The following is a 17631-nucleotide window of genomic DNA, read 5'->3' as shown; positions in this document are numbered from 1 at the left end:
GCATGGACCCCCCGCGGCCTCGGGCGGCGCTTCGGGCCCATGCTAGTGAACTGTCCGCGAAGTTTTTGGACATCGTCGGCGGTGGTCCTGCCAGCGAGAGAGGGCCTTCCGGCCGCACTCGGCTCGAACTGGTCCGACCATCGGACCAGTTGCTTGAACTCGCGCCAGGAAGCCAACCCTCTCTACTCCGCGACGATGTCCAAGAATTTCGTGGACACTCCACCAGGCACCCCAAAAAGAAGACGCCCGGGGGCCACATGGGCTCCCGGGCGTCAGGACTTCACTGCTTCAGCCGAGGGCTAGTAGGTGCCCTTCATCGTCACGTTGGCGTACGTGCTGTAGCCGTAGGAGCAGGCGTACCAGGTGCCGGCGGCCGGGGCGCTGATGGTGCAGGTCTCGTTGTTGCCGCTCAGGTACGGACGGCAGGCGTAGGAGCTGGTGGTGGGCTGCGAGCCCTGCTTCACGTACAGGTCCGCGTCACCCGAGGTGCCCGTCTTGCCCGTCTGCGTGAAGACCACCGAGGTCTTCCCGGCCGGCACGTCCAGCGTGAAGCACTTCCACGAGGCCGAGGCGCCCGAGTACTGGGCCGACTCCACGCCGCTGGTCAGCACGCTGCCGCCGCCGGTGCCACCCGAGGTGTACGCGCCCTTCAGGCTCATGCCCGAGGCGGCCGAGTAGCCGTAGATCTTCACGTAGTAGGTGCCGGTCTGCGGGGAGGCGAAGGAGCAGCTCTCCGTGTTGCCGCCCGCGTACGGACGGCAGTCGTACGAGGAGCTGGTCGGCGCGGAGCCGAACTTCACGTACATGTCGCCGTCACCCGTGCCACCGCTCAGGTCGAACTTCAGGTTGGTGGAGCCCGCGGGCACCGCCAGCGTGTAGGTGCAGCTCCAGGTGTCAGCGGAGGCCGAGATGCCCGTCACCGTCCCGCCGTTGGTGAGCACCACCGTCGTCGTGCAGCTGGGCGGCGGGGTCGTGCCAGAGCCCACGCCCACGGCCTGCCAGGCCGCCGTCACCGCCGCCAGCTCCGCCGAGCCAGCGCCGTAGAGCGTCGTCGCGGCGCTCTCCATGTACGTCCTCGCCTGGGCGAAGGTCGTGCTGGGCGTCATCAGGTCCACGTTGGCCTTGTAGAAGACGGCGCCCGCCTTCTGCACGCCGATGCCCGTCACCACCGTGGTCGACTTGCCGCGCGGGTGCGTGCCGCCCTTGGAGAGCAGCGTGAAGGCCAGGTTGGCGATACCCGAGCTGTAGTGCACGTCCTTGCTGCCGGCGCTGCTCGTCCAGTAGTCGAGCGACACGCCGTCCTTGGCCGGGTCGTACATGTAGCGGAGCGCGTCGTTCGGGGTGGCGGGCGTCCAGATGTCGTCGCCGACCATGAACACCGCGTTGGTGGTGGCCCAGGTGCCCGAGGCGTAGCTCTCGCAGTAGGCGCCGAAGATGTCGCTCATCGCCTCGTTGAGGCCGCCGGACTCACCCGAGTAGGTGAGGTTGGACTCGTGCTCGGTCACCGCGTGGGTGAGCTCGTGCGTGGTCACGTCCGCGGACAGACCCAGCATGCCCGAGTCCGTGCCGTTGCCATCGCCGTACACCATCTGGGTGCCGTCCCAGTAGGCGTTCACGTAGTTGCTGCTGTAGTGGACCGTGCTGATGAGCGTGGCGCCCGCGTTGTCGAACGAGTCGCGGCCGAAGTTGTTCTTGTAACAGTCGTACGTGCCACCCAGCTTGTCATAGTTGCCGTCGACGTGGGCGTCGCCCGTGGCCGCCTGGCCCTCGGAGCGCTTGAGCGTGCCCGGGGTGCTGGAGCCGTTGTTGGCGCTGTACACCTTGCGGTTGAGCGCGGTGTGGATGTCCGTGTCGCGGCCGAGGACGGAGCCATCGCGCGCGCTCACGAAGACGTGGTCACGCACGGGCAGCAGCGCGCCCTCGCCCGTCACCACCACATCGTAGGCCAGCTGGAGCCGGCCGAGCTCGTTGCGGAAGTAGACCAGCTGGGCGCTCTCGGCGGCCAGCCCGGTGCCCTCGGTGTTGCGCAGGGCGGACTGGGTAGCGGCCTCGCGGGAGATGCGCGCCACGGCCGGCACGTTCTCGCCATCGCGGGCCGTGCCGTTGACCGCGTACACGCGGCCCTCGGCGTCCACGTGCACGACGAGCTCATCGCCCACCACCCGCAGCCCGTTCTTCGTCTGGGCATAGCGCACGTGGGTGTGGCCCTGCTCGTCCAGGCGGGTGCTGCGCACCACCAGATCCGCCGCCTGCAGGCGGAAGATGGGAGCGATGCGGGTGAGCGCGTCGCCCATCTGGGCGCTCACGTCACGGGCCGCCAGGCCCCGCAGCGACTGGCCCGTGGTGCCGAAGTCACCCTTCACGAAGAAGGGAATCACTCCGTCCTCGTGCTTGCCGAGAACCTCGGCGCCGGGGATGGCGCTCAGGGCGGACTTCACGTCCGACGAAGACAGGGTGCCAATGCCGTCGTTGTTCTCCGGCAGCGTCTCGTTCGAGCCCTCCACGCCGCACGCCGCGAGGGGCAGGGCGAGGAGCGCGGTCAGAATCCGGTTACGAACCAAGGGGGAAACCTCCTGCTGGCCGGTGACGGGGATGCCACCGCAGCCGCGCCCTGCTTTGAGCAGGATGCATGCCGTTCCCTAAAGGCGCGTAAATCCATCTACTCCCAGGTTACGGGATTGTGACCCTGGTGCATGGATGTCTCAATCCCGCACCAGCATTTGTAACGCAACGTGACAAACCGTCCTTCAACCCCATGAAAACAGGGCGTTTCCTCTATCCAGAACGACTGTCCTGATTCAGGACACCCCAAGGCGAGCGGGTCATTTTGCACCCAAACGACCCCGGAGGGTCATGCCGGGTCAGATGGTGAACGCTCGGGCATTCCTGGCATTCCCGGACTCGAAGCGTATCCACGTTCCAGGCGAGCGTGAAGTACCTCCTGGAAGCGCGCCGGCTCCGGGAGGTGGCGCGTGGCTCTTGGACTCGCGGAAGCCGAGAACGAGGCGGTGGATGCTGTCGTCCAGCGGCCGGGAAGACGAGCGCCAGTTCCCCTGTTTCATTTGACTTTGCAGTCGCCGGGGAAGAATGGAAGCGTCGCGTCAGCGTTACCCCGGGGCGCTTCTCCCCCCCTCAACTCTCTCGCAGGTCTCCATGACGTCCTTTGTTCTCCTGGCCCAGATGGGCAACGAGCAGGTCGGTTGGCTCAGCCGCAAGCTGCTCGGCGTGACACTCACCAGCGCCGAGTGGGTGCTGTGGGTGCTCGTGGTCCTGTCGGTGCTCTCCATCGCGCTGATGCTGGAGCGGGCCGTGTACTTCGCCACGCACCGGCTGCCCGACTCCGAGAAGCTGGCCGTGCGGCTGGCCCGGGGCGAGCTGGAGGCGGTGCGCAGCGCGGTGGCCAACCGCAAGGGCATGGAGGCGGCGGTGCTGCGCGAGGCGCTGGCCTCGGTGGAGCAGGGAGCGGACACGGTGGAGCAGGTGATCGCCTCCACGGTGGCGCGCGAGCGTCCCCAGTACGAGCGCTACCTGTCCTTCCTGGGCACGCTGGGCAACAACGCCCCCTTCATCGGCCTGTTCGGCACGGTGCTCGGCATCATCAAGGCCTTCCACGACCTGGGCAACATGGGCGCCAAGGGCGCCGCCATCCAGCAGACGGTGATGGCGGGCATCTCCGAGGCGCTCGTGGCCACGGCGGTGGGCCTCGCGGTCGCCATCCCCGCGGTGGTGGCCTTCAACGTCTTCAACCGCCAGCTCAAGACGCTCACCTCGCGCACCACCGCGCTGGGCCATGCGCTGGTGGGCAGCCTGCGCGCCCAGGGCCGGAGCGAGGGCGCTCCCCGCGCCGTGGCGTCCGGGGAGGCGCGTTAAGCCATGGCGGGCGGCGCGCAGGACAACGACGAGGAGATCACCGGCATCAACGTCACCCCGCTGGTGGACGTGGTGCTGGTGCTGCTCATCATCTTCATGGTGACGGCCAACTTCATCGTCCGCGAGACGGTGGAGGTGGACCTGCCCCGGGCGGCCAATGGCGGCGAGACGGTACAGGGGCTCGTCAACGTGGTGCTGGACAAGCAGGGCAAGCTCTTCTTCGACGGCGCCGAGGTGGGCGAGGACGAGCTGCGGCGCAAGGTGGTCGAGTCCCTGGCGAAGGACAAGGAGACGCGCGCCATCATCAGCGCGGACCAGAGCCTGCCGTACGGACGGGTGATGCGGCTCATCGACGTGGTGAAGGGTGAGGGCATCGCCAAGTTCGCGCTCAACATCGAGAAGGACGTCGCGCCCGCGGCCGCACCCGCGGCGCCCTGAAGGGTGTCCCCAAGGCCATGAGCCAGGCCGCGCTCGACAACCCGATACCGGACCGCCGCGACCAGTCGTCGCGCGCGGTGCTGTTGTTCCTGCTCGTGTCCCTCATGGTGCACGGCGTGGGCTTCACGCTGCTGTCCCGGATGGCCGAGCGCACGCCGCCCCCCGTGCAGCGCCCCGTGGAGCTGGTGATGGTGGAGGTCCAGAAGCCGCCTCCGCCCCCGCCGCCTCCCAAGGAGGAGCCCAAGCCGGAGCCGCCCAAGCCGAAGGTGGTGCCCAAGCCCCCGCCCGTGAAGGTGGCCCAGGCGGAGAAGCCGCCCCCGCCGCCTCCGCCGGACGCGGCGCCCCCGCCTCCCAACGACGCGCCTCCGCCCGAGCAGCCCTCCAAGCCAGTGCCCCTGGTGGTGGGCATCTCCATGTCCTCCACCACGAGCGCCGGTGGCTTCGCCGCCCCGGTGGGCAACACCGTCTATGGAAAGACGGGGGACAAGGCGACGGACCCCAAGGAAGTCAAAGCCTACTCGGCACCCAAGTACGTGCCGGTGTACCAGGTGGACACGGAGCCCTCCGTGGCCTCCGAGGTGAAGATTCCCTACCCCGACGAGGCCCGGCGCGCGGGCATCGAGGGCACGGTGACGCTCTCCATCACCATCGACAACGAGGGCCGCGTGGTGAAGGCCTCCGTAGTCAAGGGCCTGGGCTATGGCCTGGACGAGGCGGCGCGCGAGGCCCTGCTGCGCTTCCGCTTCAAGCCGGCCGTCAAGAACGGCGAGCCCGTCTCCACGGAGATGAAGTACTCGTACACGTTCCTACTGGACTGAAGCCGGACCCCTCCCCTCCTCGTCCTCGGCGGCGCCGGTGTAGAGTCCCGCCCATCCCCCCGCCGAGGACGACGGATGACGCTCTCCACCGAGGACCGCTTCAACATCGAGGTCATCAAGCTGTTGCTGCAGGTCGCATGGGTCGACCGGGAGCTCACCCAGGCCGAGCGTCTGGTCATCCTGGGCCTGGGCCGCAGCTGGAACGTGCCCGAGGGAGAGCTGCACACCCTCATGGACAAGCTCAAGGCCGGTGGCACCATGCCCGAGCCGGACCTGGAGGTGCTGCGCACCCGCCCGGACGACGTGCTGGAGGCCACGCGCGCCCTGTGCGTCTCCGACGGCAAGCTCGCCGAGGGGGAGAAGGCCCTGCTCGAACGCATCACCGCCCGGCTGAGCGGGAGCACCCCATGAGCGCCGCCCCCCAGCCGTCCACCGCGTCGCGGGACTTCACCTGGCGTCACGTCCCCGCCTTCGGCAAGCGCGTCCACCGGCTGGGCCTCACTGGCAACTACGGCATCGACGAGGCCGGCCTGTCCGCCGCGCTGGAGCGCGGGCTCAACTACATCTTCTGGACCCCGCGCCAGGGCCGCTTCACCCGCGTGCTGCGCGAGGCCCTCAAGCGTGACCGCGAGCGCTTCGTCATCTCCGCCGGCCCCAGCTTCGGCTGGTTCCCCGGCCAGGTGCGCCGCGGCGCCGAGCGCGCCCTCAAGGTGCTCGGCGTCGACTACCTGGACCTCTACCAGCTCTACTGGCTGAGCCGGATGAGCGCCTGGACCGAGGGCACCGTCGAGGAGCTGGTGAAGCTCAAGCAGGAGGGCAAGGTGCGCGCCCTCGGCGTCTCCATCCATGACCGCCCGCGCGCGGGCCGCCTCGCCGAGGACTCGCCCCTGGACGTGTTGATGATCCGCTACAACGCGGCGCACCCGGGCGCCGAGCGCGACATCTTCCCGCACCTGGAGAAGCGCAAGCCCGCCATCGTGGCCTACACCGCCACCGACTGGCGCAAGCTGCTCAAGCGACCCAGCGGATGGGAGGGGCCGGTGCCCACCGCGGGCGACTGCTACCGCTTCTGCCTCTCCAACCCCCACGTGGATGTGGTGCTCAACGGCCCCGCGAGCCTCGCGCAGCTGGATGAGAACCTCGCCGCGCTGGAGAAGGGCCCGCTCTCCTCCGAGGAGATGGAGTGGATGCGGCGCTTCGGCCAGGTCGTCCACGGCTGAGGCGCCGGGGACGCGGGGCGCGCTCAGGCCACGGCCGGCTTCGAGGAGGGCGCCAGGTGCACGGTGATGTTCTGCGAGCCCGTCACGCTCAGGTACGTCTCCACGTTGCCCTTGCCGCCCTGCTCGAAGGTGATGACCTGCGTGCGGCTGCCGAACTTCGCCTCGACGGTCAGCTTGTTGCCGCTGGCGGTGTACGTGGCCTGCGGCGCCTTGTTGCCGTTGAGGCTGACCTCGGCCGTGCCGTCCTCGTGCAGCTTCAGCGTGAGTGACAGGTCCCCCTTGTAGAAGACCGTGTCGATCTTCCCCTTGAAGGCGGCCTGGGTGGCGCCCACGTCGAGGAACTCGCCGCTGCCCACGTTCACGAAGAAGATGACCTGCGCGAGGACGTTGAGCTTCGTGCCCGCCGTGGTGCCGCGTCCGATGAAGTTGCGAAAGTCGACCATGTCGTCCCTGTACGATGTCGGGGTGAGAGGCGGAGTGTCTCCCGCCAGGACCGTGCGCATCGTACAGCGGCGAACCCAACCCTCCGCCGGGCTTTCTCACGAAGGAAGAACGGGCTGCTGGGGCCCGCCTGCCCCGGGAGCGGCCACGCTCAGGGGGCCCTGGACGCGGTGATGTTGCGCGGCCGGGTGAAGCGGTCCAGGGAGACCGAGGGCGAGTACGTGCTCGTATGGTTGACGAGCATGAGCGTCATCAGCGCCGCCTTCTCGCCGAGCGGCCGCTCCAGCAGGGCCTGGGGGAAGGCCACGTGGAAGTCCGGCTCCAGCGGGCCGCCACAGATGCGCCGGCCCACGAAGCCCCGCGCATCACGCTTCATCGCATAGCCGCAGCCCGCGACGTGGCCATACAGCCAGTCCTCGTTCAGGACGATGTCCACCGACGCGCCCGCGAAGCTGCCCCAGACGCGCATGTCGTCCCCCTCGGCGAGCTCCAGCCGCGTGCCCTGGCTGCCCACCACGCCGGTGAGCTCCTGGTAGTCCCACGCCAGCGACACCGGCTTGTCGCGGAAGCGGCCGCGCATGAACCCCTCGGAGATGAGCAGCGACGAGGTGGGGCCGGTGATGGACTGGCCTTGAATCCTCAACGGCTCGCCCGCGGGCTGCCCCAGGGACATCGCCGGTTCGCCGGCGCGAGCAGCGGTGGAGCCGGTGCTCGCGCACCCCACTCCCAGGAGGATGAGACCCGACAGCAGCATCAGACGCGACATGGCAGCCCTCCGGTTTCCATGGCTGGAGACATCCCGGAGAACGCCCGGCCCGCGAGGGACATATCGGTCCGGCCGGGAACGGCGGCCCCCCCCCCAGAAAAATGAGGTCGGAAATCAGGAAGAAATCATCGGGAGGCAACCTTTCACCTACCCACACCGACAATTCCACAGCCCACTCGATTCCGAGAGTCACGAGGTCCCCCCATGTCCATCATCTCCCGCTCTTCCCTCTCCAATGTCCACGGCGGCCTGGCCCGGGCTCTCGGCAACAAGGTCGACGCTCCGAACCCGAAGAACGAGCTCGGCAAGCTCGAGAAGATGCTGTCGAAGCTGGCGGAGGCGCTCGGGGGAAAGAACGGCGCGGGCGATGCGCAGGGCAAGTTCAAGGCGGACAAGGAGGACACCCTCGAGCTGCTGTCCAAGCTGCTCAAGATGCTCGGGTTCCCGGGCTCGGAGGAGGAGATCCTCAACCAGCTGAAGTCGCTCAATCCCGGGAGCAAGGACGGCAAGCTGCAGGCCGGCCAGCAGGTGCGCCTGCCCAGCCCCGGCGGCATCAACGGCGACAGCACCTTCACCCCGGCCTCGACGCGCTCCGGCCCGAGCCTCGGTGGGCCCTCGTCGATCGGCCCGGGCTCGGGGGTGTCGGGTGCCTCCGGCGCCGCCCCCCTCACCAACGGGCAGCACGCGGTGGGCCATGACGTGCCCTACATCAACCAGCTCAGCCCGTCCGGTGCCGATGGCAGCTACACCAACGGCGCCATGAACTGCGGCCCCACCGCCATGGCGATGATCGCCCGGGACATGGGCTTCGGCGCCGGGATGACCGACGCCCAGCTCATCAACCACCTGGGCCAGATCGGCGGGACGAACTCCTCCGAGGGCACCAACGTCAACGGCATCGTCGCCATGGCCAACGCCATGGGCAAGAACGCTCAAATCAACCAGGGCACGGACACGTCGTGGATGGTGGACCAGCTGCGCCAGGGCAAGCAGGTCGTCGCGCTCGGCGACTTCCACGCCATGCCGCCGCACCAGGATGAGAGCCGCACCTCCGGCCACTTCGTGACCGTCACGGGCATGGACGCCAACGGCAACTTCCTCGTGCGCGACCCGGCCGACCCGAACGTGCGCGCCGTCTCCCCGGAGCAGATGGCCCACTTCCTCGGCTCGCATCCGGCCGGTGGCCACCAGGTTGCGATCGGCTGAGCCACTCCTCTAGGTTTGGGACATGGCTCAGACGAACGCGAAGAAAGAGGTCTGCCTCACCTGCAAGCGTGAGGCGGCACCCCAGGTGTTTGGCGCCTGGTACGACGCCAAGGGCTCCAACGGGATGATCCTGCGCTTCTGGATGTGCAACCCGTGCGCGATTCCCCTCGGCCCCTCCCAGGGTCCCATCGACATGAAGGGCGTGGGAGAGCCGAAGAAGTGACGCGAGGGGCCCGTCCCGGGCCTCAGCGTCCGCGCCGCTCCTCGCGTACCGCGGAGCGGCCCACGAGCTGACCGCTGGTGGCACAGGCCACCAGCATGATGCCCCAGATGAACAGCAGCTTCAGGGCGGTGAAGACGGAGTCCGCCCGGAGCAGCAGTCCCAGCACCGTGAACCCCAGGCCGGCGGAGGCCGCCTTGGACACGGCGTTCAGGCGGCTGAGGGCATCGGGGAAGCGCACCAGCCCCAGCGCGCCCACGAAGAAGAAGCAGCACCCCAGCCCCACGAGCACGGAGGAGAGCAGGTCGAGCGGATTCATCGCGCGCGCTCCTCCGCGACGCCGGGACGCGTGGCCTGGGAGCGCGGCACCTGGGGACGCGAGGCGGTGGTGGAGACGGTCACGGCGCCCAGCACCGCGAGCACGAGCGCCGCGTCCCTGAGCACCGACACCTCCGCGACCTCCGCCAGCAGCAGCAGCAGGGCCACGCCCAACGAGCCGGAGAAGGTGGCGGCCAGCACGCGCTCATGGGAGGTGGACGCGCGCACCCACCACGACAGGACGCTCAGCACGGTGAGGGCCAGGAGCACGACCACTCCGGCGAAGAACAGGCTCATGGCAGACCTCGTGGCGGCGGGGGAAGACCGAAGACGCGCACCACGCGCGCCTCCAGCTGGCGAAGCAGGGTGAGCGAGGCGGCCCTCGACTCGGGGCTCGCGTCCAACAGGTGCAGACAGAGGGTGTCCCCCTCCGCCTCCACCGAGAGCGTGCCGGGCATGAAGCTCACCACGCTGTTGAGGAAGAGACGCGCGGGGCCTCGCGGCACCCGGCTGCGCACCTCCAACCGGCCCGGGGAGAGCGGCAACCGGGGGTGGAGCGCGCGGCGGGCCACGTCGAGTCCACCCCGAAGCGCCAGCCACATGCACAGGGGCAGGAGTCGGACCAGCTCCAGCGGGTTCACTCGCATACCACCGGGAGGCTCGAGGACGAGACTCCCCCAGGCGGCCAGGGGCACCACCAGCAGGCCCATGACGAGCCCCTCGGGGTTTCCCTCGACGAGGGCGGCCCATAACACGGACAGCAGGCCCAGACGTGTGAACAGCACCGCGGAACGGCCGTCCAACAGGGGACGGCTCGCGCGAACGTTCAGCATGGAACGGCGCCTCGATGGGGGTGGTCCGTATGTGTCTGGATTGCCGGCCAGAGCGGCCATCACCCGCGAGGGCAGTGCACCGTCCACTACACGGCGCGCGAGCGCAGCCGCACCTTCACCCCGTGCTTCGGCCGCAGGGTGATGGACGGCAGCAGCTGCACCTCGTCGTCGGGCACCCGCTCGAACCGGAACCGTTGGGCCAGCGAGGCCAGTACCAGCCGGGCCTCCATCAGCGCGAAGCCCACGCCGATGCACAGCCGCGGACCTCCGCCGAAGGGGAACCACGCGAAGCGCGGCAGGCGCTGCTCCAACCCACCCGCCCAGCGCTGGGGACGGAAGGCCTCGGGCTCCTCGTAGAAGCGCGCGTCCCGGTGCACCGTCCAGGGATTCATCACCACCATCGCCCCCGCGCGGATGCGCCAGCCGTCGACCTCATCGTCCTCCAGCGCCTCGCGGCTGAGCGACCACGCGGGCGGGTAGAGTCGCAGGGACTCCTTCACCACGTGCTCGGTGAAGGTCAGCGCGGGCAGGTCCTCCACCGTGGGGGCCCGTCCCCCCAGCACCGAGTCCAGCTCCCGGTGCAGCGCCGCCTGCGCCTCCGGGTGCCGGGCCAGCAGGTGCCAGCAGAAGGCCAGGGTGATGGCCGTGGTCTCGTGGCCCGCGAGCACCAGCGTCAGCACCTCATCGCGGATCTGCTGGTCGCTCATCCGGCTCCCGTCCTCGTCCTGGACCTGGAGCAGCAGCGACAGCAGATCCCCCGCGTCCGTGCCCGTCTCGCGCCGCCGCTGGACGAGGCTGGAGACGAGCGCGTCCAGCCGGTCCACCGCCGCCCGGTAGCCGAGGTTCTCCGGCGTGGGCAGCCAGTCGGGCAGCAGCAGGGACTGCATCCTGGCGAAGTGCTCCATCACCCGGGCGATCGACGGGCCCACGGACTCCGCCTCGCCCTCCATCTCCAGGTCGAACAGACATTTGACGGCGATGCCGAGCGTGAGCCGCAGCATGTCCGGGTAGACGTCGCGAACCTCGCCGTCCCGCCAGGATGCGAGCTGGCGCTGGGAGTGCTCGACCATCACCCGCCCGTAGGCGGCGAGGCGCTGGCGGTGGAAGGCGGGCTGCATGAGCCGCCGCTGCCGCAGCCAGAAATCCCCCTCGCTGATGAGCAACCCGTTGCCCAGCAGACGCTCCCCCAGCAGCCGGCGCTGGAGCTTGTCCTTGATGTAGTGCCGGTGCCGGGAGACGAGCACGTGCTCGATGTGTTCCGGTTTCTGGAGCGAGAACGTGGGCTGGCCCAGGAAGTCGAAGTACACCACGTCGCCATGCTCGCGGACACACCGCGTGATGAAGGCCAGCGGATCCTTCGCGTAATCGAGCAGGGTCCCGAGCACGGGCATGCCTCGGGGACCAGGGGGAAGCTGCTCTCGCGGTGCGCTCATGCGCTCGAGCTTGGGCGCCGCGCGGCCCGGGAGCAAGCGGAACTCCCGGGCCTGGACTCGAGACGCGGCGACAGTGTCGGGGTCCTCACTCCATCGTGTCCTCGTCGTCGGCCGGGGCGAGCTCATGGCAGTTGCCCCGTACCAGATCGAGCCGGCCGTACAGCCCGTGCTCCTCATCCTCCGGTCCCGCAGTGAAGAACAGCGTGTCGGTGGGCTGGTTCAGCACGCCATTGCCGAAGCTCAGCCCCCACAGACCGTCGATCCGGACGTGGCTCCCGTCGGGCCGCTCCAGCCGGCCCTCCCAGTGGCCCGTCACGGGATCATAGACATTGATGAGGCCATCACCGAAGTTGCCCACCAGCAGGCGGTTGGCGAACTTGCCAAAGCTGGCCGGCGCCAGGGCCAGCCCCCACGGCGCATTGAGCTTGCCGCGCGAGGTGAGGCGCTTGATGAGGCGTCCGTTCGCGTCGAAGACGTTGATGAAGCCGAGCCCCCTGCCGGCCACATCGTCCTCCTTGTCCTCGTCCTGCTTCGCGTAGGTGACGTAGAGGCTGCCGTTGATGTTCTGGATGCCGAAGGGCGCGAAGCCCCGGGGAATGGACGGGTCCGCGAAGGCACCCGGGAGCGTGACCGGCGCGAACGCGCTGTTGAAGACGTCGATCTTCCCGTTGCGGAAATCCGTGGCGTACAGGAAGAGCCCCGTGCCAGTGCCCGCGAGGGCGAGGCCCTTGTAGACGGCACCGGACCTGGAGTTGTCCACGACGAGGATGGCGTGGGTGAGGTCGACGGCGGGAGACCAGCCCGAGATGGAGCCGTTCTCACTGGCGAAGATGAAGCGGCTGGGACCGGAGCGTCCCCCCGAGGAGACGACGAACTGGTCGGAGCCATTGAAGACGATGCCAGTCGGGTTGCCCGGGCCCGTGTCGCCAGGAGGCGTCGGGATGGAGACGACGAGGGACTGGGGAACACCGTTGCCGTCATAGAGCGTCGAGAGGCCCGTCGCGTTGTCGGAGACCCACACGGCCCCGAAGGGGTTGAACGCGATGCCCCACGGGTTGACCAGGTTCGGATCGACGTGCTCCGCCGGCACGGCGCCATCGGAGACGAGGTTGCGCTGCGCGTAGGCATTGCGCTTGCGGCAGGAGTTCTCGGCGTGGCTCGCCGCGGGCACGGCGAGGGCCGCGAGCGCGAGCGCCAGCGCCAGCGCATGGCTCCGCCACGCCAGGTGATGGGATGAAGTCGTCATGTGTTCCCCCCTCCAGAGGCCATCAGGACGACGGCCTCGTCGCACGGAACCTGGGGGTACACCCAGGGAGCGACAACCCACCCCGGTGGCCGAGGGCCTGGAGGGAGAGGTGACAGGGTGAGGGAGTTACCGCGGGCTCACGGCCACGAGAGGGCGACGCGGCAGGCGCACCGTGAAGCACGTCCCCGCCTCCGCGCTGGACGTCACGTGGATGGTGCCCCCGTGGGCGTGGACGATCTCCTGGACGATGTAGAGGCCCAGCCCCAGGCCCGTGGTCAACCTGTCGCTGGCGCCAGCGTCCTTCCCCCGCCGGAACGGATCGAACAGGTGGAGCATGAGCTCGGGCGGGATGGGCCGGCCCTCGTTGTGGATGGACAGCACCACCGGGTCTTCCTCGCCCTGCATCTCCACCCGCACGGGCACGTCCTCCGCCCCATGCTTCAAGGCATTGGACACGAGGTTCTGCACCACCTGCGTGAGCCGATCCTTGTCCCACTCGCCGTGTCCCTCCCCCATGGCGACGAACGAGATGCGGCGGTGGGGATGGGCCAGCCGCAGCTCCTCGGTGACCTCGCGGACGAGGACCAGCAAGTCCCCCGGCACGCGCTCCACCGGGATGCCTCCGCCCAGACGTCCCCGCGTGAAGTCCAGCAGATCGGCGATCATCCGCCCCATGCGCTCCGCGGCCTGGCTGATGCGCGAGGTGGCGCGCATCACCGGCTCCGGGCGCACGTCGCGCGGCAGGAGCTGGGATTGCAGCAGGATGGCCTGCAAGGGACTGCGCAGATCGTGGCTGACGATGCCCAGCAGGCGCTCGCGGAACTCGCTGGCCTGCCTGCGCTCCTCCTCGAGCCGCTTGCGCTCCGAGACATCCCGCAGCACCACGACGAAACCGCGCGGCGCGCCCCCTTCTCCGTGCAGGGCACTCACGGAGATGTCCGCCCAGAAGCGGCCACCGCCCTTGCGCAGCCGCCAGCCCTCGCCCGTGTACACCCCCCGGCGCACGGCCTCCTCCACCTCGCGCCCGAGCCGCTCACCCGGTGAGGCCTCGGGCACCAGCAGGGGCCTGACGAACCGCCCCACCACCTCCTCCTCGCGGTAGCCCGTGATGGCCTGGGCACCCGCGTTCCACGTGAGCACGCGTCCCTCCGGGTCCACCAGGAAGATGGCGTGACCGCGCACTCCCTCGATGACGAGGTGCAACGTCTCGTTCGCCTCGATGAGGGCCTGACGCTGGCGGGCCCGCTCCAGGGCGAAGCGCACCGAGCGCGGCAACAGGGCGTAGGACCCGGCCGTCTTGGGCAGGTACTCCTCCAGGCCCTCCTGCACCGCCTCGAGTGCCTGATTCTCGTCGGCCGTCCCGCTGAGCATGAGGACGGGGACGCCCGGCCACCGCCGCTGGATGGACTGCAGCAGCTCCATCCCATCGGCCCAGGGGAGCCTGTAGTCGATGATGGCGGCGTCGAACCGGGGGCCCGTGAGCACCTGTCTCCACCGCGCCTCGTCCTCCACCTCCTCCAGGACGCAGCCGGGAAAGGCCCGCCGGAGCACGCGGATGGCCATGAGCCGGTCGGACCTGCTGTCATCCACCACGAGCATGCGCAGCGCCTGGAATGCCCCGGGCCTCGCGTGAGAGCCCTCCTGTAAGCCGGGCTCCTGGGGACTCATGACGGCCCCCGTCCCGGGGGTGGCGACTCCGGAAGGGCCGAGCACGGCAGCTCGACGGTGAAGGTGGCCCCCTGCCCCGGGGTGCTCTCCACGAGGATGCGGCCGCCCATGGCCTGGACGATCTGCTGGGAGATGAAGAGGCCCAGACCCAGGCCACCGTAGTGCCGCTCCGACACGCCCCGCTCGAACCGGCGGAAGAGACGCGCGCGCACGCCATCGTCCATTCCGATTCCCTGGTCACGCACCACCAGCCGCCCCCACCCTTCCCGCTCCTCCACGCGCAGGTGCACGGGCGAGCCCGCGCCGAACTTGAGGGCGTTGGACAACAGGTTCGACACCACCTGCTCCAACCGCAGTGGATCCCACCGGCCCAGAACGTGGCCGGGGACCTCGAGCCCCATCGGGCAGCCCGCCCGCTCCGCCTGGGTCTCGAAGCTGGCGGCCACGTTGCGGACGATGGCCGCGAGATTGACGTCCTCCTCGTGGCACAGGGCGATCCGCCCGCTGGTGATGTGCGTGGTGTCCAGCAGTCCGTCCACCAGCACCGTCAGCCGCCGGACCTGCTGGCGCGCCGTCTCCAGGTGCCGCAGCAGGCGCCGCGTCCCCGGGCTGTCCGGCTCCGCCTCCAGTTCCTGCAGCAGCAGCCGCAGCCGCAGGGCGAGCGGTGTGAGGGGGGTCTTCAGCTCATGACTGGCCACGGAGAGGAACTCGTCGCGCAGGCGCACCGCCTCGCGCAGCTCCTCCAGGAGCCGCTCGCGATCCTTCTCCACCGCCAGGCGCCGCTCCTCGAGCAACCGCCGCTCCTGGGCCCGCTCGCGCCGCAGCGCTTCGCGCTCGAGGTAGAGGTCCACGAAGACACGCACCTTGGCGCGCAGGGCCTCCGGCTCCACCGGCTTGCGCAGGTAGTCCACCGCTCCGTTCGCGTACCCGTTCACCACGGAGGCTTCCTCGCGCGAGGCACCCGAGAGGAAGATGAGGGGCACGCGCCGCAGGGGCTCGTGCTGCCGGATGAGCCGGGCTGTCTCGAAGCCGTCCAGGCCCGGCATCCGGACGTCCATGAGGATGAGGGCGAAGTCCTGGTCATCCAGCTGTCGGAGCGCCTCCTCACCGGAGGTGGCCTTCACGACGCGCAGCCCGGACCCGGAGAGCTGGCGCTCCAGGGCCATCAGGTCGGAAGGCTGGTCATCCACCAACAGGACGCTGGCGGAAGGCGCATCCCCTGCTCGCACGAATCCTCCACGGGTGAGTGAGCCGCCAGTTCAACGGCGTCGGGAGATGCCAATCAGTGGTGATGCGGGAGCAGGCAGACAACCCCACCCGCATGGAATGCGGGGCAGGCCGTGATGGGGAGAGGTCCTGGGAATCCAAATTTACCGTGAGGCCGTGTGCTCGCAGCCCGAGCAGCCGCTCAAAGGCCCGCGCTTGTTGCCTCGTCACCCAGTGCACATCTCGGTGTCGTCGACGGCTGCATGGGGACGGCGGAAGCAGGACCCGCCCGCGGCCCGAACCGGGGGAGTCACGAGCGATGCGAAAGGCAATCGTGGGCGCGGCGTTGCTGCTGGGTCTGGCCGGCTGCGTGAGCGTGCAGCGGGTGGCGCCAACACAGCAGTTGGTGGACTCGGAGGTCACCATCCGCCAGGCGGAGGAGGCCGGGGCCGAGGCGGTACCGCAGGCGGCGCAACACCTGCGCTGGGCCCGGGAGCAGGCCCGTGAGGCTCGCAAGCTGCTCGAGCGCAACAAGCGTGAGCAGGCGGCGCTCCTCCTGCAGCGCGCCGAGGCGGACGCGGCGCTGGCGCTCGCCCTGGCACGCGAGGCACCAGCCCGCGCCGAGGCAGATCAAGCCCGCCAGCAGGTGCAGCAGCTCCAGCAGGGCCCGGTGCAGCAGTAGCCACCACACGTGAAGGCGCATCGAGGACTCGATGCCAGAGGAGAAGGTCATGCGGGGATGGAAGCGTCTGACGTGGGGAGTGCTCGGTGCCGCCGCGCTCGCGGGGTGCGCGGGCAGCACGCCGCGCGAGCTGCTGGATGCGCGCTATGCCTACCAACGGGCCTCCGCGGGGCCCGCGGCCCAGTTCACTCCCAATGCGCTGGCGGAGGCGCGCGCGGCGCTCGAAGCGGCCAACCGCGCCCATGAGTTGGAGAGGGGCTCGGAGCGCACACGCTCGCTGGCGTACGTGGCGCTGCGCAAGGCGGAGACGGCCGAGTCGCTCGCCCGGGCCGCGGTCGCCGACCAGGAGCGGCAGCAGGCGGCGCAGCAGCTCGCGGCGGCCCAGTCCTCGGACGTCGAGCGCACGCGCCAGGAGCTGGACCGGGCCCGCTCCGAGCTCGCCGAGGCCCAGCGGCTGCGCGCGGAGGCGGAGCAGCGGCAGGCCCAGGTCCGGGAGCAGGAGCAGCTGACGGCGCGGCAGCAGGAGCTGGAGCAGGCACGGCGCGCGGAGGAGGAGCGCGTGGCGCGGCTCGCCGAGGCCCAGGCACGCGCGGATCAGCTCAACGCGCAGCTCGAACAGGAGCGCCAGGCGCGGCTCCAGGCCGAGCAGCGCGCGGCCCAGGCGGAGGCCGATGCGCGGGCGCAGGCCCAGGTGGCCGAGGATCTGCGCAACATCCGGCAGGTCCAGGTGAAGGAGGAGGCGCGCGGGCTGGTGCTCACGCTCTCCGGCAGCGTGCTCTTCCGCTCGGGCAGCGCGGACCTGTTGCCGGCGGCCCGGCGGCGGCTCGACGAGGTGGCCGAGGCCCTGAAGAAGGCGCAGAACCCGCTCGTCATCGAGGGACACACCGACAGCCAGGGCGCCACGGAGGTCAACGAGGAGCTCTCCTACCAGCGCGCCGAGGCCGTGAGGGACTACCTCGTCGACCGGGGCGTGGACAGCGAGCGCATCCGCACGGATGGGATGGGCGAGGCGCACCCCATCGCCTCCAACAAGAACCCCGAGGGCCGCGCGAACAACCGCCGGGTGGAGATCATCATCGAGCGCGGCATCGGCGGAGCCGGCCAGCAGCCGCAGCAGCAGCAGCCGCAAGAGCCGCAGCCGCAGCAGCCACAACAGCCGCAGCAGCCGCAGCAGCCGGCCCCGACGCCGACGCCGTGACGCGCCACGAATGAAAAGGCCCCGCCGCCAGGAAGGCGACGGGGCCGGACACGCCCGGGCTCGACTCC

19 protein-coding genes are annotated in these 17631 nt (G+C 69.8%); 9 read left to right on the top strand and 10 right to left on the bottom strand.

Annotation, left to right across the window (positions count from 1 at the left end; translation table 11 throughout):
• Positions 1 to 299 precede the first annotated feature (299 nt).
• Positions 300 to 2561 carry a M4 family metallopeptidase gene (locus JRI60_RS07155; protein WP_204225098.1) on the bottom strand — a complete coding sequence of 754 codons (2262 nt, stop codon included), beginning with the start codon at positions 2559 to 2561 and terminating at the stop codon, positions 300 to 302.
• Between the two features lie 592 nt (positions 2562 to 3153).
• Here JRI60_RS07155 and JRI60_RS07150 point away from each other — a divergent pair.
• From JRI60_RS07150 to JRI60_RS07130, 5 genes are all read left to right on the top strand, one after another.
• Positions 3154 to 3870, top strand: coding sequence for a MotA/TolQ/ExbB proton channel family protein (locus JRI60_RS07150; RefSeq protein ID WP_204225097.1), 717 nt, complete (start codon positions 3154 to 3156; stop codon positions 3868 to 3870).
• Positions 3871 to 3873: 3 nt separating this feature from the next.
• On the top strand, positions 3874 to 4308 hold the full coding sequence (locus JRI60_RS07145) for an ExbD/TolR family protein (RefSeq protein WP_204225096.1): 435 nt from the start codon (positions 3874 to 3876) through the stop codon (positions 4306 to 4308).
• 17 nt (positions 4309 to 4325) lie between these two features.
• Positions 4326 to 5126, top strand: a complete 801-nt coding sequence (locus JRI60_RS07140; protein ID WP_204225095.1) for an energy transducer TonB — start codon at positions 4326 to 4328, stop codon at positions 5124 to 5126.
• 75 nt (positions 5127 to 5201) lie between these two features.
• Complete coding sequence (locus JRI60_RS07135; RefSeq protein WP_204225094.1) at positions 5202 to 5537, top strand: TerB family tellurite resistance protein; 336 nt, start codon at positions 5202 to 5204, stop codon at positions 5535 to 5537.
• Positions 5534 to 6346: an aldo/keto reductase gene (locus tag JRI60_RS07130; RefSeq protein WP_204225093.1), complete on the top strand. Its 813-nt coding sequence runs from the start codon at positions 5534 to 5536 to the stop codon at positions 6344 to 6346. The genes JRI60_RS07135 and JRI60_RS07130 overlap by 4 nt, the downstream gene beginning before the upstream one ends.
• Positions 6347 to 6369: 23 nt before the next feature.
• Here JRI60_RS07130 and JRI60_RS07125 read toward each other — a convergent pair whose 3' ends face one another.
• Together JRI60_RS07125 and JRI60_RS07120 are read right to left on the bottom strand one after the other, a co-directional pair.
• Positions 6370 to 6789 (bottom strand): hypothetical protein, encoded by a 420-nt coding sequence (locus JRI60_RS07125; protein ID WP_204225092.1) that lies wholly within the window; start codon positions 6787 to 6789, stop codon positions 6370 to 6372.
• 149 nt (positions 6790 to 6938) lie between these two features.
• A complete protein-coding gene (locus JRI60_RS07120) occupies positions 6939 to 7553 on the bottom strand; it encodes a hypothetical protein (protein ID WP_204225091.1) in 615 nt (204 codons plus the stop codon).
• 204 nt (positions 7554 to 7757) lie between these two features.
• Here JRI60_RS07120 and JRI60_RS07115 point away from each other — a divergent pair, with 204 nt between their 5' ends.
• Together JRI60_RS07115 and JRI60_RS07110 are read left to right on the top strand one after the other, a co-directional pair.
• Positions 7758 to 8759, top strand: coding sequence for a C39 family peptidase (locus tag JRI60_RS07115; RefSeq protein ID WP_204225090.1), 1002 nt, complete (start codon positions 7758 to 7760; stop codon positions 8757 to 8759).
• A 22-nt stretch (positions 8760 to 8781) separates the two neighbouring features.
• Complete coding sequence (locus tag JRI60_RS07110) at positions 8782 to 8982, top strand: hypothetical protein (RefSeq protein ID WP_204225089.1); 201 nt, start codon at positions 8782 to 8784, stop codon at positions 8980 to 8982.
• Between the two features lie 22 nt (positions 8983 to 9004).
• On the opposite strand, the gene JRI60_RS07105 is transcribed toward JRI60_RS07110, so the two are convergent.
• The 7 genes from JRI60_RS07105 to JRI60_RS07075 form a co-directional block, all read right to left on the bottom strand.
• Entirely contained in the window at positions 9005 to 9298 is a 294-nt protein-coding gene (locus tag JRI60_RS07105; protein ID WP_204225088.1) for a cation:proton antiporter, read from the bottom strand.
• Positions 9295 to 9594 carry a monovalent cation/H+ antiporter complex subunit F gene (locus JRI60_RS07100; protein WP_204225087.1) on the bottom strand — a complete coding sequence of 100 codons (300 nt, stop codon included), beginning with the start codon at positions 9592 to 9594 and terminating at the stop codon, positions 9295 to 9297. Before JRI60_RS07100 ends, JRI60_RS07105 begins: the two co-directional genes overlap by 4 nt.
• Positions 9591 to 10130 (bottom strand): Na+/H+ antiporter subunit E, encoded by a 540-nt coding sequence (locus JRI60_RS07095; protein WP_204225086.1) that lies wholly within the window; start codon positions 10128 to 10130, stop codon positions 9591 to 9593. Before JRI60_RS07095 ends, JRI60_RS07100 begins: the two co-directional genes overlap by 4 nt.
• 86 nt (positions 10131 to 10216) lie before the next feature.
• Entirely contained in the window at positions 10217 to 11563 is a 1347-nt protein-coding gene (locus tag JRI60_RS07090) for a cytochrome P450 (protein WP_204225085.1), read from the bottom strand.
• Positions 11564 to 11648: 85 nt separating this feature from the next.
• Complete coding sequence (locus JRI60_RS07085; RefSeq protein WP_204225084.1) at positions 11649 to 12809, bottom strand: TIGR03118 family protein; 1161 nt, start codon at positions 12807 to 12809, stop codon at positions 11649 to 11651.
• A gap of 126 nt (positions 12810 to 12935) precedes the next feature.
• Positions 12936 to 14408, bottom strand: a complete 1473-nt coding sequence (locus tag JRI60_RS07080) for a sensor histidine kinase (RefSeq protein WP_204225083.1) — start codon at positions 14406 to 14408, stop codon at positions 12936 to 12938.
• Between the two features lie 65 nt (positions 14409 to 14473).
• Entirely contained in the window at positions 14474 to 15706 is a 1233-nt protein-coding gene (locus JRI60_RS07075) for a hybrid sensor histidine kinase/response regulator (protein ID WP_239470391.1), read from the bottom strand.
• A 296-nt stretch (positions 15707 to 16002) separates the two neighbouring features.
• On the opposite strand from JRI60_RS07075, the gene JRI60_RS07070 reads away from it, so the two are divergent.
• Entirely contained in the window at positions 16003 to 16365 is a 363-nt protein-coding gene (locus tag JRI60_RS07070; protein WP_204225082.1) for a DUF4398 domain-containing protein, read from the top strand.
• Between the two features lie 49 nt (positions 16366 to 16414).
• Entirely contained in the window at positions 16415 to 17563 is a 1149-nt protein-coding gene (locus JRI60_RS07065) for an OmpA family protein (protein WP_204225081.1), read from the top strand.
• Positions 17564 to 17631: the final 68 nt, after the last annotated feature.

This window comes from Archangium violaceum (genome assembly GCF_016887565.1).
Taxonomy (GTDB): domain Bacteria; phylum Myxococcota; class Myxococcia; order Myxococcales; family Myxococcaceae; genus Archangium; species Archangium violaceum_B.
Note: the sequence above shows the minus strand (reverse complement) of the source record. Positions and strands in the feature narration are given on the sequence as shown.

What these genes read in the sequence shown, in the direction of transcription:
- JRI60_RS07150 (WP_204225097.1), top strand. Translation starts at nt 3,154, where the DNA reads ATGACGTCCTTTGTTCTCCTGGCCCAGATGGGCAACGAGCAGGTCGGT.
- JRI60_RS07145 (WP_204225096.1), top strand. Translation starts at nt 3,874, where the DNA reads ATGGCGGGCGGCGCGCAGGACAACGACGAGGAGATCACCGGCATCAAC.
- JRI60_RS07140 (WP_204225095.1), top strand. Translation starts at nt 4,326, where the DNA reads ATGAGCCAGGCCGCGCTCGACAACCCGATACCGGACCGCCGCGACCAG.
- JRI60_RS07135 (WP_204225094.1), top strand. Translation starts at nt 5,202, where the DNA reads ATGACGCTCTCCACCGAGGACCGCTTCAACATCGAGGTCATCAAGCTG.
- JRI60_RS07130 (WP_204225093.1), top strand. Translation starts at nt 5,534, where the DNA reads ATGAGCGCCGCCCCCCAGCCGTCCACCGCGTCGCGGGACTTCACCTGG.
- JRI60_RS07125 (WP_204225092.1), bottom strand. Translation starts at nt 6,789, where the DNA reads ATGGTCGACTTTCGCAACTTCATCGGACGCGGCACCACGGCGGGCACG.
- JRI60_RS07120 (WP_204225091.1), bottom strand. Translation starts at nt 7,553, where the DNA reads ATGTCGCGTCTGATGCTGCTGTCGGGTCTCATCCTCCTGGGAGTGGGG.
- JRI60_RS07115 (WP_204225090.1), top strand. Translation starts at nt 7,758, where the DNA reads ATGTCCATCATCTCCCGCTCTTCCCTCTCCAATGTCCACGGCGGCCTG.
- JRI60_RS07110 (WP_204225089.1), top strand. Translation starts at nt 8,782, where the DNA reads ATGGCTCAGACGAACGCGAAGAAAGAGGTCTGCCTCACCTGCAAGCGT.
- JRI60_RS07105 (WP_204225088.1), bottom strand. Translation starts at nt 9,298, where the DNA reads ATGAATCCGCTCGACCTGCTCTCCTCCGTGCTCGTGGGGCTGGGGTGC.
- JRI60_RS07100 (WP_204225087.1), bottom strand. Translation starts at nt 9,594, where the DNA reads ATGAGCCTGTTCTTCGCCGGAGTGGTCGTGCTCCTGGCCCTCACCGTG.
- JRI60_RS07095 (WP_204225086.1), bottom strand. Translation starts at nt 10,130, where the DNA reads ATGCTGAACGTTCGCGCGAGCCGTCCCCTGTTGGACGGCCGTTCCGCG.
- JRI60_RS07090 (WP_204225085.1), bottom strand. Translation starts at nt 11,563, where the DNA reads ATGAGCGCACCGCGAGAGCAGCTTCCCCCTGGTCCCCGAGGCATGCCC.
- JRI60_RS07085 (WP_204225084.1), bottom strand. Translation starts at nt 12,809, where the DNA reads ATGACGACTTCATCCCATCACCTGGCGTGGCGGAGCCATGCGCTGGCG.
- JRI60_RS07080 (WP_204225083.1), bottom strand. Translation starts at nt 14,408, where the DNA reads ATGCTCGTGGTGGATGACAGCAGGTCCGACCGGCTCATGGCCATCCGC.
- JRI60_RS07070 (WP_204225082.1), top strand. Translation starts at nt 16,003, where the DNA reads ATGCGAAAGGCAATCGTGGGCGCGGCGTTGCTGCTGGGTCTGGCCGGC.
- JRI60_RS07065 (WP_204225081.1), top strand. Translation starts at nt 16,415, where the DNA reads ATGCGGGGATGGAAGCGTCTGACGTGGGGAGTGCTCGGTGCCGCCGCG.